Source organism: Fontisubflavum oceani, from assembly GCF_030407165.1.
In the GTDB taxonomy this organism is placed as follows: domain Bacteria; phylum Pseudomonadota; class Alphaproteobacteria; order Rhodobacterales; family Rhodobacteraceae; genus Rhodophyticola; species Rhodophyticola oceani.
Genome location: NZ_CP129111.1, coordinates 582,680 through 596,607, shown reverse-complemented (window position 1 = coordinate 596,607; position 13,928 = coordinate 582,680). Strand labels below are relative to the sequence as shown.

Annotated in this window: 13 protein-coding genes; 7 read left to right on the top strand and 6 right to left on the bottom strand. The window is 58.3% G+C overall.

The window, feature by feature from the left end:
- Positions 1-438 precede the first annotated feature (438 nt).
- Both QTA57_RS03015 and QTA57_RS03010 read left to right on the top strand, forming a co-directional pair.
- Positions 439-876, top strand: a complete 438-nt coding sequence (locus QTA57_RS03015) for a Wzz/FepE/Etk N-terminal domain-containing protein (protein WP_290153511.1) — start codon at positions 439-441, stop codon at positions 874-876.
- The gene (locus QTA57_RS03010) at positions 840-2,546 is read left to right on the top strand and encodes a polysaccharide biosynthesis tyrosine autokinase (protein ID WP_290153510.1); all 1,707 of its coding nucleotides are present in this window, start codon (positions 840-842) and stop codon (positions 2,544-2,546) included. The genes QTA57_RS03015 and QTA57_RS03010 overlap by 37 nt, the downstream gene beginning before the upstream one ends.
- Positions 2,547-2,555: 9 nt before the next feature.
- On the opposite strand, the gene QTA57_RS03005 is transcribed toward QTA57_RS03010, so the two are convergent.
- Positions 2,556-3,905 carry a polysaccharide biosynthesis/export family protein gene (locus QTA57_RS03005; protein WP_290153509.1) on the bottom strand — a complete coding sequence of 450 codons (1,350 nt, stop codon included), beginning with the start codon at positions 3,903-3,905 and terminating at the stop codon, positions 2,556-2,558.
- Positions 3,906-4,428: 523 nt separating this feature from the next.
- Here QTA57_RS03005 and QTA57_RS03000 point away from each other — a divergent pair.
- On the top strand, positions 4,429-4,962 hold the full coding sequence (locus tag QTA57_RS03000) for a sugar transferase (RefSeq protein WP_290153508.1): 534 nt from the start codon (positions 4,429-4,431) through the stop codon (positions 4,960-4,962).
- A 69-nt stretch (positions 4,963-5,031) separates the two neighbouring features.
- Here QTA57_RS03000 and QTA57_RS02995 read toward each other — a convergent pair whose 3' ends face one another.
- From QTA57_RS02995 to QTA57_RS02975, 5 genes are all read right to left on the bottom strand, one after another.
- Positions 5,032-5,832 carry a metallophosphoesterase family protein gene (locus QTA57_RS02995; protein WP_290153507.1) on the bottom strand — a complete coding sequence of 267 codons (801 nt, stop codon included), beginning with the start codon at positions 5,830-5,832 and terminating at the stop codon, positions 5,032-5,034.
- A gap of 313 nt (positions 5,833-6,145) precedes the next feature.
- The gene (locus QTA57_RS02990; protein WP_290153506.1) at positions 6,146-6,370 is read right to left on the bottom strand and encodes a hypothetical protein; all 225 of its coding nucleotides are present in this window, start codon (positions 6,368-6,370) and stop codon (positions 6,146-6,148) included.
- 519 nt (positions 6,371-6,889) lie between these two features.
- Positions 6,890-7,993 (bottom strand): M24 family metallopeptidase, encoded by a 1,104-nt coding sequence (locus tag QTA57_RS02985; RefSeq protein WP_290153505.1) that lies wholly within the window; start codon positions 7,991-7,993, stop codon positions 6,890-6,892.
- Between the two features lie 59 nt (positions 7,994-8,052).
- Positions 8,053-9,642 carry an ABC transporter substrate-binding protein gene (locus QTA57_RS02980; RefSeq protein ID WP_290153504.1) on the bottom strand — a complete coding sequence of 530 codons (1,590 nt, stop codon included), beginning with the start codon at positions 9,640-9,642 and terminating at the stop codon, positions 8,053-8,055.
- A gap of 24 nt (positions 9,643-9,666) precedes the next feature.
- On the bottom strand, positions 9,667-10,284 hold the full coding sequence (locus tag QTA57_RS02975; RefSeq protein WP_145212664.1) for a helix-turn-helix domain-containing protein: 618 nt from the start codon (positions 10,282-10,284) through the stop codon (positions 9,667-9,669).
- Between the two features lie 124 nt (positions 10,285-10,408).
- On the opposite strand from QTA57_RS02975, the gene QTA57_RS02970 reads away from it, so the two are divergent.
- The 4 genes from QTA57_RS02970 to QTA57_RS02955 are packed head-to-tail and all read left to right on the top strand — an operon-like array spanning position 10,409 to position 13,904.
- Positions 10,409-11,452, top strand: a complete 1,044-nt coding sequence (locus tag QTA57_RS02970; protein ID WP_290154756.1) for an ABC transporter permease — start codon at positions 10,409-10,411, stop codon at positions 11,450-11,452.
- A complete protein-coding gene (locus tag QTA57_RS02965; protein ID WP_290153503.1) occupies positions 11,453-12,349 on the top strand; it encodes an ABC transporter permease in 897 nt (298 codons plus the stop codon). It abuts the gene before it with no gap.
- Complete coding sequence (locus tag QTA57_RS02960; protein ID WP_290154754.1) at positions 12,343-13,173, top strand: ABC transporter ATP-binding protein; 831 nt, start codon at positions 12,343-12,345, stop codon at positions 13,171-13,173. Before QTA57_RS02965 ends, QTA57_RS02960 begins: the two co-directional genes overlap by 7 nt.
- A complete protein-coding gene (locus QTA57_RS02955; RefSeq protein WP_290153502.1) occupies positions 13,170-13,904 on the top strand; it encodes an ABC transporter ATP-binding protein in 735 nt (244 codons plus the stop codon). The genes QTA57_RS02960 and QTA57_RS02955 overlap by 4 nt, the downstream gene beginning before the upstream one ends.
- Positions 13,905-13,928: the final 24 nt, after the last annotated feature.

Here is a 13,928-nt window from a genome sequence, read left to right as displayed (position 1 = left end):
CACTGGGTATGTCGATCAACCCGGGCAAACCATAGCTGTTCAGTGTTGTCCGAGCAGGCGCTTCCTGCGCCAAGGCGACCGATCCAAGCGGGTTCCCGCCGAACAGGCCTATCAGACAGGCCAGGATGATACCCGGCACCTTGTTCATTCGGGGTAGCTGCACGGTGATGTTTAATCCACTCGCCGAGTCATAGAGTGCACGCCGCTGCCAAAAAGACAATGTGGCGATAATGCACTCTCATAGGTGTTTGTTACGGTGCCACCACATCACATCGCAGAGTGAGCGGCAACCGCGTTCCGAATAGCCAGCAGAGAAACGTAAATAAAACGTTAACCAGCATCGCAATTTAAAAATAAACAGCACTGCAAATGCCGCCTTTTTCCCGCCGATCGTATTCGCTAGTTAGGGGTACTTCTTTCCAGGATGTATCGGTAGTTATGAATCAGCAGTTTGTCCCGGCGCCTGACGTCGAGCCCGACGACGAGATAGACCTCTTGGCTTTGCTAGGAACGCTTTGGCGCGGCAAATGGATTGTGCTGATGGCCGCGGTTCTCAGCATGGTGCTTGGCGGCGTGTATGCCTTCAGATTGGCCGTGCCACTCTATCCGGCGACTGTCACGGTCGCACTGAATGCTCAGCAGCAACAGGTCATAACAGATATTGAGAGTATTCTCGGTGGCGGCGCTTGGGACAACGTCGCGATTAATACAGAGCTTGAGGTGCTCCGATCGCGCGAGCTGGTTGGGCAATTGGTCGACCGGCTGGATCGACATCGGACCCAGAGTTCAACCCGGCCTTACGAGTTCGGTCAAGGTTCGATAACTTACGTGCTGCGGTGTTGGCTCCGCTTCAGGGCGGACCCGCCGAGGAGGTGACATCGTCGGTCAGGGATGAAGTCATCGACACGCTGCTGCAGCAGATCTCTGCAAGCAGTGTGCGTTCGTCGCTCGCGCTGACAATCTCGGTAACCACGACAGAACCGGCGAAATCAGTGCGCATCGCCAACGCCTTGGCCGAGATTTACATCGAGAACCAGATATTGGTGAAGCTCGAGGCCCTTACGCGTGCGACCGCGTTCTTGTCCACCCGAACGGTGGAACTTCGGGAGAACTTGGAAGATGTGGAGGGGCAACTGGCGGCTTTTTCCGAGCAGGCAGAGATGATCAGCCCGGAGGTCCTGGTGGCGCAAGGTATCCAGTTGCGTGAATTACGGACGCGCATAAGAGAGCAAGAGGTACGCGCGACCGATATGCGGGCCCGCCTAGAGACATTGCAAATGTTGCAGTCTCAACAGGATGTGGAAGGCTTCATTCTTGCTGCTGATGAGTTTCGCCTAACGCGGTCCCTGACTCAATTTCGCAATGGCCGTATCTCCGAGGCCGAACTCAATGCACAGTTGGATGATTATCTTGACCAGCTAGCCTCTGACGCTGTGCGCAACGAACAGCAGGTCGCGGCGCTGGAGAACGCAGAGCAAGAGCTATCGGCACGAATCCAGCGGCAGTCCGAAGAGCTGATCGCGCTTCAGCAATTGGAGCGTGAGGCTGAGGCCGCTCGGCTGCTTTATGAAAACTTCTTCACACGTCTGCAGGAAACCAACGTGCAGCAAGGATTGGAAGTGGCCGACAGTCGGATCATTTCCGAAGCTGTTCCGCGACCGGCGTCGAGTCCCAGAAAAACGGTTATTGTTGCACTGTCGGCTCTCCTTGGCGTCATGCTCGGAGGCGGCTTTGTGTTGCTGCGAGAGATGCGTTTTGCTGGGTTCCGAACATCCGACGAGCTGCGCCAACATACGCATCGAACGGTTCTAGCTTCTGTGCCAGTGATACCGGCCAAGGATCGCCAGGCGACCTTGCGCTACCTCTCGGACAAACCCAACTCCATCGTCGCCGAGGCGATTCGCAACCTGCGCACATCGGTGCTGATGTCGAATGTCGACAAGCCGCCACGTGTCATAATGATCACCTCCTCAGTGCCAGGGGAAGGCAAGACGACGCTGGCTCTATCGCTGAGCCGCATCATGACGGGGATGGGCAAAAAGGTTCTACTTATCGAGGCGGATATCCGCCGTAGAACCTTTAAGGAGTATTTTGACACCGACGCCAGCGTGTCACTCCTCGATCTCTTATTGGGCAACGTCAAAGCAGAAGATGTTGACCCGTTTGTCCCCGATGTCGGTTTTGACGTGCTGACCGGCAGTAAATCCGATGTGAATGCAACCGATTTGTTCACATCCGAAAAGTTTGCATCCCTAATGGCAGATCTCAGAGCTAGCTACGACTACATCATCATCGATACGCCGCCGGTGCTGGCTGTTCCCGATGCGCGCGTGATCGGTTCCCATGCCGATGCCATCATCTACGGTGTGGCTTGGGACCGGACAACGAAGACTCAGGTGCGCCAAGGGCTAGACATGCTGGACAGTGTGGGGCTGACCATCACCGGTTTGGTGTTGTCGCAGGTCAACCAGCGTAAGATGAAATCCTACGGTTACGGTGGCCAATATGGATACGATGCCGAGGGATCAAAATACTATGACCACTAGCGGCCGTAGTCAGTTGGCCAGATTGTTTGACACATTCAGCGTTGGAATGACCTGCTGAAGCGCGCGGTTCCAGCGTGTGATGGGTTGTTCTGCCACGAAAATCACGTCTCCGCGCCGTAGCTCCAACCGGGTTGCCAACAAGAAGTTCACCGCGTTCGTCGCATCCAGATGCAAGGCAGTGATCGACGCGAAATCTCTGGGGTCCTGTGGCCCACGCAGGACATAGATCTGGCCTGGATTACCTGTGGCTGGTGTCACCCCGCCATTTTCGAGCAACGCATCGGCCAGAACAGCCGTGTTGTTATAAGGTAGGGCAAATCTCGACTGGGTACCCACCTCGCCGATCACATAGACATAATCGCGATCTTCTGCCCCGAATTCTAACCTGTCGCGGAAATTGCTTCTTTGTTCCTCAAGGGCGTCGCGTCGGAGAGACATCTCGAACTGCAACTCTTGCAAAGCCTGTGCCCGCGCTTGCTGACGCACCTGGATCAACGTGATCTGCTCTTCGAAATAGGCTTCGGCAGCATCCAGATCGAAGGATGTGTCGACAAAAACACTGTCTCCATCGCGCAAGAGGACTCGTCGCAAGCCGCTTCCAGAATACAGTTCGCTGGCAGGTATCTGGAACAGCGATCCATCGCGATAGAGTCGCACCATCGCCCCATTGCGGGCACGAACCTCCACCCCACCGGCCCTGGCCAGCGCTTCTTCCAGATAGAGAGGTTGCAGCGTGATCGGTACGATACCGGGCGATGCGACCGCCCCTCCAACCGACACGCGGCGCGAATTGAACTCCGCCAGTTCAAGGCTGAAGGTCGGGTCGACCCGGTTTTCAACCAGACCCTGGAACACGGCATCTTCGGCCTCTTCAAGCGTCATGCCGCCGATTGAAATGCGCCCAACATCTGGAATGGAAATCGCACCGTCGTCTTGAACTGTGTATCCTTGCCGTCCGGTTTGTGCGGCCAGAAGACCTGAAAGCTCTTCGACGCTGGTGGCGGTCTGAGATGTCGAGAGGAGAACAACATCCCCCACGCCGATGGTGTAGGGTTCCGGTTGCGCAGGTGCCGGAAGCCTTGTCTCCATCACCGCGGGCCGTGTTTCCGGGTCAAACACGGGGTCCGGCAAAGCCCCAACTCCGCGTGGCTGGTTCGGGCGGTCCGCAATGACCGAAAATGCGGCGGGAAGGCTTTGCGGATTGTAGCTCGATCGGTTCGCTGCAAGCACCGTTTCTGGCGTCACTGGGATCACACGAACATTGGCATCCGCGCTTTCTTGCACGTCCGAAGAGAAGTATGCCGCGCCGCAGCCAGACAGCGTAAGGAAAACAAATACTGCAGAAAAAAGAAATCTCATCGAGGCCTCATCGCGTCAGCAACGTCGTTGCACATTCCATCATTGCCGTGACCGATCCACCGCTTCCAGTCAAGGTCTGTTCAACTCCGCCGCACGGCTCTCTAGCTACCCGGCGTCGGCGGTTGGTCGACTTATTGTCACGGTCCCGGAGCTCCCTCTTTATTGGGAGAGGCATTTCGTTTATCAAAGATTAAGGAGTGCGATTCTCCAAAAAAACCAAACTGGAGCAATAGTCGATGGCGTGCCTAACTTTTAGGTAAGCTTTTCGGGCGTAAATATGCGTCTATTTCTCATTGATAGGTTGACGATGTCTGCTCCCAGTCCTGAAGACAGCCCGGTTCGGGCTCTTAGGTACAGATACCACACTAGAAAAGCTGTCTTTCTATCCCGTTATGAGACTTTGTTGGTACGCCGCGCCTTATCGCAAGGCAGCTCCACGAATGAGTCGATTGGAGGGCGGCGGGCATTCTGGGTGTTCAAACGGCTCTTTGACATAATTTGGTCACTTTTCCTGCTTGGCCCCATGTTGCTGATCGCCGCGGTGCTGCTCTTGCTCAATCCGTTTTTCAATCCCGGGCCGCTGTTTTTCGTCCAGATCCGAATGGGTCGGGGGTGTCGCGCGTTTCATGTTCTAAAGTTTCGGACCATGGTTTCGAGGACCGCCACAAAGGAGAGCGCTCGGCGCGGCGCGGATGACCCAATCGATTGTCACCGGATCACGCCGCTGGGCAGGTGTCTCAGAAAGACGCGTATTGATGAATTACCTCAGATAATCAATGTGTTGAAGGGGGATATGAGCCTGATCGGACCGCGCCCGGATTATTTTACGCATGCCCGCACCTATGTGCGTCAGATCCCTGGATACCGTGAGCGCCATATGATCCGCCCAGGTATCAGCGGCCTCGCACAGGTCGAACATGGCTACGCCGAGGGGGTTGCCGCGACGCAAAGGAAAGCGGAGCTGGATCTGCAATATATCCGTGATGCGGGCTTCAATCTCGATTGGCGCATCTTTGTAAAGACTTTGCGGACCGTCTTGATTCGAGATGGTAAATGATGGTTTGCTGGCGCTGATAGGCTAAATCTCGCCGACGTCGAAATTGAAGACGATCAGTTCGACCTCATCTTAGGTGCTTATGAAGCTGACCGATCCGTTCGGCCGGACTAAGGCGGCTGTTAGACGGTTTGTGTAGACGGCACCGGTATCAATCGAAATTCTGTGATTATCGGCTAGCGGATGGTCGGTGATCGTGTGGCCATGAGCAACCCATTGCCCATCCGCTCGTCCGGATTTGAAAAAGTCGCCATGCCCCCAAAGCAAGGCCTTCGCATTCTGGTCCGGCATTGGAGTTACAGGATCAACGCCCGCATGGACGACCCACAGAGTTCCACTGTTCCAAATCAATGGCCGGTGTCTTACCCAGGCCTCTAGATCTTTGCCAATTCGGTCTCGCAACTCACCGGCTAGGTTGATGAAGATTTCTGGGGCAACAGTTTCGCCAACGCCTGCGGCGGAGACGGAAAAGCTAGCCAATGTCTGCAAGCCCCCATTCCGCAACCATCGCGGCCCATAGCGCGGTGGATTTTCGATGAAGTCCAGCATCATCCGCTCATGGTTTCCCATCAAGCAAACGACATTGTCGCTATGCGCCATCTCGAGTTCCCTCAAACGTCGAAGGACCTCGGCACTTTGTTCCCCCCGATCAATGTAGTCTCCTACAAAGACCAACTGCGGGTCTTCAATCGCCCTCTTTGTGAGGTCTGCGTCGATCGCCTCTAGCAGGCGCTCTAGAAGATCGAGCCGCCCATGGATATCGCCCACAACATAGACATCACGCTCGGGCGCGGGAGGCTCCGTGCTCGTACCTTGCGAGGTTACCCCCTGGGCGCTCGCTCGACGCCCCAAAAACTGGCGGATCACTTTCATATCTTTGCCTTTCGCGGGGGTTGTTTTAGGAGTGCCAGCTATGTATTGCCAGCCCGTTCGTTGCCCCAAAATTGGCGGCCAGAAGCATCGCCGTTTGCACTCCGCACGTTGGATCGTCCTAGCCGCCCACTTTAAGTACAGTGTCTAACGTTAACGTTTTCTATGAAGGTGCTCAGGAGATACGCGCCCTGGAAAACTGCCGCTTCCAGGACGCTGCCGTTCGATGGTTTGCGGCGGCATTTCGATTCTTTGACCAGGTCTATTCTCTGGCTTCATGTGCCTGTTTCGTCAGTGTCAAAGAACAGTCCAGAACCTATGTCCCGAACGCATACTCTTCATCGATGTCGGCTTCCGTCAGGCCGATTGGGATCTCTTCGTCATCGCCCGACGGAATTGTGCCAACCAGCGGGTGATCAAGCCTGATCTCATTTGGCGGTTCGGTCGTGCCTTCGGTTGCATCTACCGTGAGAGTTTCGATCTCTATGGGCGATGCTGGGTCGAAGGGGCTACCATCATTTTCCGCGATGTGCGCTGACAACATTTTCCCGTTGCCACCGCATGTTGGGCAAAATACTTCGCCATAGTTTTCGCAAGTGCACCTATCTCCGTCACAGAGACATACAACCCAACCAAAGCCGCTGCATTGCGGGCATCCATTCGGCGTATTCATTTTGTCCCTCGGAGTTCGTTCGTGAGCTACTCCAAACGTCATATCCATTAATTTCGATTGCAACTATCTCTTCAGGTGTTTTTTCCTATCGATCGGCAGAGACCTGATCGTTCTAGCCAATGATTCTGATGCAGGAGGTTACGAAAGTGGTTAGATTCGGGGGCGGCGCTTGTTTTTCGGACCACGCGACTAACGCATATTCAGAAATGCTTTGACGTTCGCCAAGCTTCAAAGATGCTGATCGCTGGCCGAAGCCGCTGTTCTAGCTGGGCATGCGATGCGGGAGAACACGGGTGGCCGCGTCCGGGATTGTCTCCACTTTGAAAGAACGGTTTCAACCTCCGCCAAACCGTTGGGTTTCATCGCATGCGAATGTTGCTTCAGCTTCTAACGGCTGGGTACCCAGATATCGCGCGGAAGAGACGAGAGAATCTCTGCGCCGTCCGGCGCTACTGTCACAATGTCTTCTACTCGAATGCCGAAGCGCCCTGGCAGGTAGATTCCAGGCTCGATCGAGAAGACGTTTCCTTCCCGCAAAACGGTTTCGGATGTGGCGGTGATATAGGGCGGTTCGTGCACATCGATGCCCAGCCCATGGCCTGTCCGATGCACGAAATAGTCGCCATATCCGGCCGCGGCAATCACATCGCGCGCGGCGGCATCCACCTCTTTGGCCTGTATGCCTGGTCGAACGACAGCAAGCGCCGCTTGGACCGCCTCCTCGACCACGGCGGCTACCCGTAGGAACTCTGGGTCGGGCGTCGATCCGTACCAGCCGCAGCGGGTCATGTCACTCGGGTACCCATTGATCCGACACCCGGTATCGATCAGCACGGCCATGCCCTCGGCGAGGCGCGTATCGCCAGTGTGGTGATGCGGGAAGGCGCCGTTTGCGCCGAAGGCCACAATGGTGAATTCGGGCGTCGCGCCATTTGCCTTGTAATGATCGTGGATCACCTGCGCCACGTCATGTTCCGTCATGCCCTCGCGGAGCGCGGCAAACCCGGCCTGGCAGGCCGCGTCGTTCAGATGGGCGCAGTCCCGTAAGGTGGATATCTCGGCAGGGTCTTTCATGCCACGCAGATGCCCGAGTGTGTCGTCTGAGAACCTGCGTTTGGGCGCGTCCAGCGCGTCGAGCAACAACAGTGCAAAATCGGCGCGCATCGCCTCATCCAAAGCGACGGTTTGATCTGCGCCAGTAACTTCGCAGCTTGCCAGCAACCGGTCCAAGGCCGCGCCCGGCCCCTGGTCATCGGCCCAGGTTTCGAAGGGCAGGTCCGTCACCTGTCGCACCGAGTTTGCGTTAAGCGCGGGCATCAAAAACCCGGCATGGGCCTGGCTGACCAACAGCATCACGGGCCGCTCATCTCCATGCGGATCGGCACCCGAAAGCCAGCGCATATGGCTTGTGGGCCCAAGCGCCACCAGATCGGTGCCGGTCTCGGTCATCCGGGCGCGCAGCCGGTCAATACGGTCGTGATAGAGGGTCATAAAACTGTCCTTCGAACAAAGAACCGCCGGCCCCCGAAGGGGCCAGCGGCAGGGAGAGATCAGTTTTTGTCGACGAGACGATAGAACACGAAGTCAGACGTTGCGCCGTTCACGTAGCCCGACACGTTCTCCGCCATGGCCACCTGATAAGACGCCTGGAACATGATCACGATGGGCGAGCTTTCCTGTACCTGGCGCTGCAGCTCCAGGTACATCTCTTCGCGCGCCGCCGGATCGGTTTCAGTGAGCGCCGCCGTTGTCATCTCGTTCATCTCCGCAGGCACCGCCCAGGAATTCCGCCAGGTAGTGGTCGCGGCATAGGCGTCCTGATCGTTGTTCGAGTTATAGGCGAAGGCTTTCGCGTTCGAATGCGGGTCCATGAAGTCCGGGCCCCAATAGAGCAGCATCGCCTCGTGGCTCCGCTCGCGATAGCGGGTGATCACCTGGCTGCCGGTGCCGGGCAGGATGTCGAAGTTGATTCCGGCTTCGGCGAAGCTCGCCTGGATCGACTGCGCCATATCGGTGAAGGGCGCGGCGTTGATCACGTCAAGCGACACGGTAATCGGCAGGTCCACACCAGCCTCTTCCAAGATCGCGCGAGCGCGGTCGGGGTCATAGCTGTAGGGCGTATCGGTCAGCGCACCTGGGAAGCCTTCGGGCCAGAACGCCTGATGCACTTCCATCTGACCGGCGATGATCGAGTTGGTCATGCCTTCATAATCGACCAGATAGCGGGCCGCTTCCCAAAACGCGGGGGGCGTCAGGCTATCAACAGCTTGGTTGAAGGACAGGAAATGGACCGCAGCTTGCGGGAACGTGTCGACCCGCAGTCCTTCGCCATCGAGCGAGGCCACTTGGTCCGGCGTCAAATTCCGCGCCAAATCCACATCACCGGATTCCAGCAGGAGTTGTTGCGTGGCCGATTCCGCTACATGCCGAATGATCACGCCTTCGATGGCCGGGCCACCGTTGAAATAGTCGGGATTGGCTTCCATCCGGATCAGCTCCGCCGGGCGGAAGGCGGTGAGCGCGAAGGGGCCGGTGCCCGCGGTGTTGGCGTTCAACCAGGCATTGCCCATGTCGCCGTCCACCTCATTGGCCATGACGGTCACCTTATCGACGATGGAGGCAGGTCGCGCGGCCAGCACGTTCATCACGAAGGCGGGCGAGAAGTCACCATCATAGCGCACGGTGACTGTGTTGTCGTCTGCCGTGACCATCTCGCCGACATTTTCGGGCGTCCAGCCGAGCTGTGTCAGAATGAACGCCGGAGTGAGGTTTAGTTGAACCACACGCGAGAAAGAAAACACCACATCTTCCGCACGCACCGGATTGCCGGAATGGAAAACAGCGCCGTCGCGCAGTGTGAAGGTGATTGTCTTGTTCTCGGCGTCGATCTCCCAAGCGGTTGCGAGACCGGGGGCCAGCACCGTCGTGTCCTCGGCATCATATTGGACCAGACGGTCATAAGTGTTGGTGACCAACTCGCCGGAGGTGAATTCATAGGCCTGGGCCGGGTCGATCGCGACGATGTCGTCGATGTTCTGGGCCACGACCAGCAATTCAGGGGGCGTGTCGGCATACGTGGCAGGTGCGGCCAGCGCAGCAGCCAGCACCGCCGCCAATAGGGCGGGTTTTAGCAGTTTCATTGGGATAAACCTCCGTTTCGGTCTTTAGCCATTAGTATTGGCCGGTGTCATTTCAGGCAGTTTGACCGCGCCTTTGCGCTGCAGAACCGACAAGGTGCCAGTCCACAGGATACGCGCGGGTGTCTTGGTCTGGTTCGACCAGGAATGCGGGGTTGAGCCGCTATAATGCAGACTGTCCCCGCGTTGGAGAATGAAGCTCTGACCGTCGAGCATCTGGGTGATTTCGCCGTCGAGAAGGAAGATGATTTCCTCACCTTCGTGACTGACGGTCTCCGAGGCATAGCCGGGCGGGACATGCAGAATGTAGGAAGACAGTTCCGCCCCGGGAAACTCTGCGCCAAGCGACTCGTAGATGATCGACGACCCATCAAGCGAAAACTGCGGGCGCGCTCCCGCGCGCGAAAGGCTATCGGCCGGTTTCGGGGTCGCGATGAAGTATTCTAACCCCACATCGAGACCTTGAGCGATCTGCGCCAATGTGCCGAGCGACGGCGTCGCATGACCCCGCTCCACCTGGCTGAGATAGCCGACCGAGAGGCCCGCATCATCGCAGAGCGCCTGCAACGTCAGGTCAAGCTGCTTCCGCCGCTTGCGGATCAGCGCACCTAAATTCGGGTCACTTTTAGGCTTTGGCCGCGCCATCAGACTCCCTCGGTTCATCATAATTTTTTTGATCTAAGCAAAACTATTTGCCAAAACCAAGAAAAATGTGGCACCCCCGCTGAAAGGATTGGACCATGCCGCGGGCGAGAGAGGCGAGAACCCGATGATCGCGCAGCCGAAAAGACAGATCGCGTTGGCCGGCCCGGCGGTCGCGCTCCTGCGCTTTGTGTTGGTTGTCGCGTTGACCTTTTTGGGCCTTTTAGCGCTGACCTTTTTTATCGGTCGCGTGGTGCCGATTGACCCGGTTCTTGCCGTGGTCGGGGATCGGGCAACGACGGAGCAATATGAGGCTGCGCGTGTCGCCATGGGCCTGGATCGCCCGCTGATCGCGCAATTCGGCAGCTACGTTTGGGATGTGTTGAATTTCAACCTCGGCATGTCTGTCTCGACCAACCGCCCCGTTGCCGAAGACCTAGCCCGGGTTTTTCCCGCAACGCTAGAGATGGCCACGCTCGGGATCATCATCGGCGTGGGTCTCGGTATCCCCGCAGGTGTCTTGGCCGCGGCGCATCAGGGTCGTTGGATCGATCAGGTCATCCGGGTTTTCGCCCTTCTGGGCTATTCCGTGCCCGCCTTCTGGCTCGGCCTGGTCGGCCTGGCGATCTTTTATGCGGCACTGGGCTGGGTCTCTGGCCCAGGGCGCGTCGACATCTTTTATGACGGGATCACGCCGACCGTGACGGGCCTGCTGACCGTGGACAGTCTGCTTGATGGCGATTGGGACGTGTTCCAAAGCGCGTTATCGCACATCATTTTGCCCGCCACGATCCTGGGCGTTTTCAGCCTCGCCTATATCGCGCGGATGACCCGCTCCTTCATGCTCGACCAGTTGAGCCAGGAATACATCACCACCGCGCGGGTCAAAGGCGTGCCAGAATGGCGGGTGATCTGGGTCCATGCCTTCGGTGCGATCCGGGTGCCCCTGATCACCGTGATCGGGCTCTCCTATGCCGGACTTCTGGAAGGCTCGGTCATGATCGAAACGGTGTTCTCCTGGCCCGGGATTGGCAATTACCTCACCACAGCGCTTTTCAACGCCGATATGAATGCGGTTCTGGGGGCGACGCTGGTCATCGGGTCCGTCTTTATTCTGATCAACAAAGTGTCGGATGTGCTCTACCGCCTGCTCGACCCGAGGAGCCGATAGATGCGCGCCTGGTTACTCGATGATAGCCCCGCCTCACGCGGTCAGGCCGCCGCCGGGCGGGCCTATCGCATCGCCGGTGATCTGATGCGCAACCCGCTGGCCGTGGTGGGCAGTCTGATCATTCTTGCGCTGATCCTGACCGCGATCTTTGCACCGTGGATCGCGCCGGAAAGTCCGGTTGGACAGGACCTGTCAAACCGGCTCATGCCACCCTCGGCCGAGCATTGGATGGGGACTGATGAACTGGGCCGCGATATCTTTTCCCGCGTGGTCTATGGCGCGCGGATCACGCTCTTGATCGTTGGTCTGGTGGCGATGATTTCTGCACCTCTAGGTCTGCTGATCGGGGCGATCTCGGGTTATTTCGGTGGCTGGACCGATCGGGTGCTGATGGGGCTGACTGATGTGTTCCTGTCGATGCCGAAACTGATTCTGGCGCTGGCCTTTGCCGCCGCCCTTGGGCCAGGGATCGAAAACGCGATCATCGCCATCGCGATCACAACATGGCCCGCCTATGCGCGGATTGCGCGGGCGGAAACGCTCACCATCCGCAATTCGGAGTTCGTCGCCGCCACCCGCCTGCTTGGCGCCTCCCACACACGGCTGATCACCCGGCACATTCTTCCGCTTTGCACCTCGTCGATGATCATCCGCGTCACGCTGGATATGGCGGGCATTATCCTGACCGCCGCGGGTCTTGGCTTCCTTGGCCTGGGCGCGCAGCCGCCGCTGCCCGAATGGGGCGCGATGATCTCGCGGGGGCGGAGTTTCATTCTTGATCAATGGTGGGTCGCCACGATGCCCGGTTTCGCCATCATCGTCGTCTCGCTTGGCTTCTGTTTTCTGGGCGATGGCCTCCGCGACGTGCTTGACCCGAAATCGGAGGGCAAATCGTGACCCTGCTGTCCGTTGAGAACCTGGAGGTCAGCTTCCCCACGTCGCATGGCCGGGTGAAGGTCGTCGACGGGATATCCTTCGATCTGGGCCGCGAACGCCTTGGCATTGTCGGCGAAAGCGGGTCCGGCAAGTCGATGACGGGGCGTGCGATTCTTCGTTTGATCCGGTCTCCGGGGCGCGTCGCTGGACAGATCAGCTTCGAAGGCCGGGACCTGATGACATTGTCCGAGCGTCAGATGCGGGCGCTTCGTGGCGCGCGGATTTCGATGATCATGCAAGACCCGCGCTATTCGCTGAACCCGGTGATGACGGTCGGCACCCAAATTGAGGAAGCGCTGCGCGTTCACGAACGCCTACCGCGCAGCGAGATGCGCGCCCGGGTGCATGAGATGTTGGAAGCCGTGCGGATCGACGACCCGGACCGTGTCGCGGGCCTGTACCCTCATGAAGTGTCGGGTGGGATGGGGCAGCGTGTGATGATCGCGATGATGCTGATCCCGCGCCCGAGCCTGTTGATTGCCGATGAGCCGACCAGCGCGTTGGACGTGAGCGTCCAGGGCGATGTGCTGCGCCTGATCGATGATCTTGTAAAAGATCATGGCATGGGCCTGATCCTGATCAGCCACGACCTGCCGCTGGTGGCCCGCTATTGCGACCGGATTTTGGTCATGAATGCGGGCCGCGTGGTTGAGACCTGCGACGCCAGCGCGTTGCATGCCGCCAGCCACCCCTACACCAAGGGCCTGCTCGCCGCCGTGCCTCAGATGCGTGAAACGCGGGCCGAGCTTCCGGTGATGGACCGCAATGCGTGGGCCGGCACATGACGGCGATCTCGCTAAAGAACCTGGATATCGCCTATGACGGGCAACGTGTCGTGCATGGGGTCAGTTTCGACGTGGCCGAGGGCGAAAGCTTTGCGCTGGTCGGCGAAAGCGGATCGGGTAAATCCACGGTGCTCAAAGCGATTGCCGGGCTGGCGCCGGAATGGACAGGCGAGATGCAAATCCTCGGCCGCCCGGGCAGTCACCGACCTGACCGGACACTGGCCAAGCACTGCCAGATGGTGTTCCAAGATCCTTATGGCTCGCTTCACCCACGCAAGACCGTCGATGCCGTCTTGTCCGAGCCGCTGGCGATTCATGGGATTGGCGGGCAGGACGCGAAGGTTGAGCAGGCGCTGGCCGATGTCGGCCTCGACCGTCGGTTCCGGTTTCGCTATCCGCACCAACTCTCGGGTGGCCAGCGGCAGCGTGTGGCAATCGCGCGCGCGCTGATGCTGGAGCCCGAGGTGATGTTGCTCGATGAACCCACCAGTGCCCTCGATGTGAGCGTACAGGCGGAGATATTGAATCTCTTGAAGCGCCTCCGGTCGGAGCGTGGGCTGACCTATCTGATGGTCACACACAACTTGCCGGTTGTCAGTTTCCTCTGCGAACGCATGGCGGTGATGAACAAGGGCCGGATTGTCGAAATCGCGCCTGCGACGGCGCTGCATGACGGTGCGTTTACCGACCCGTATGCGCAGGCGCTCTATGTTGCCAGCGGCGGGGCGTGATCTTACGAAAAAGGACCAACCAGT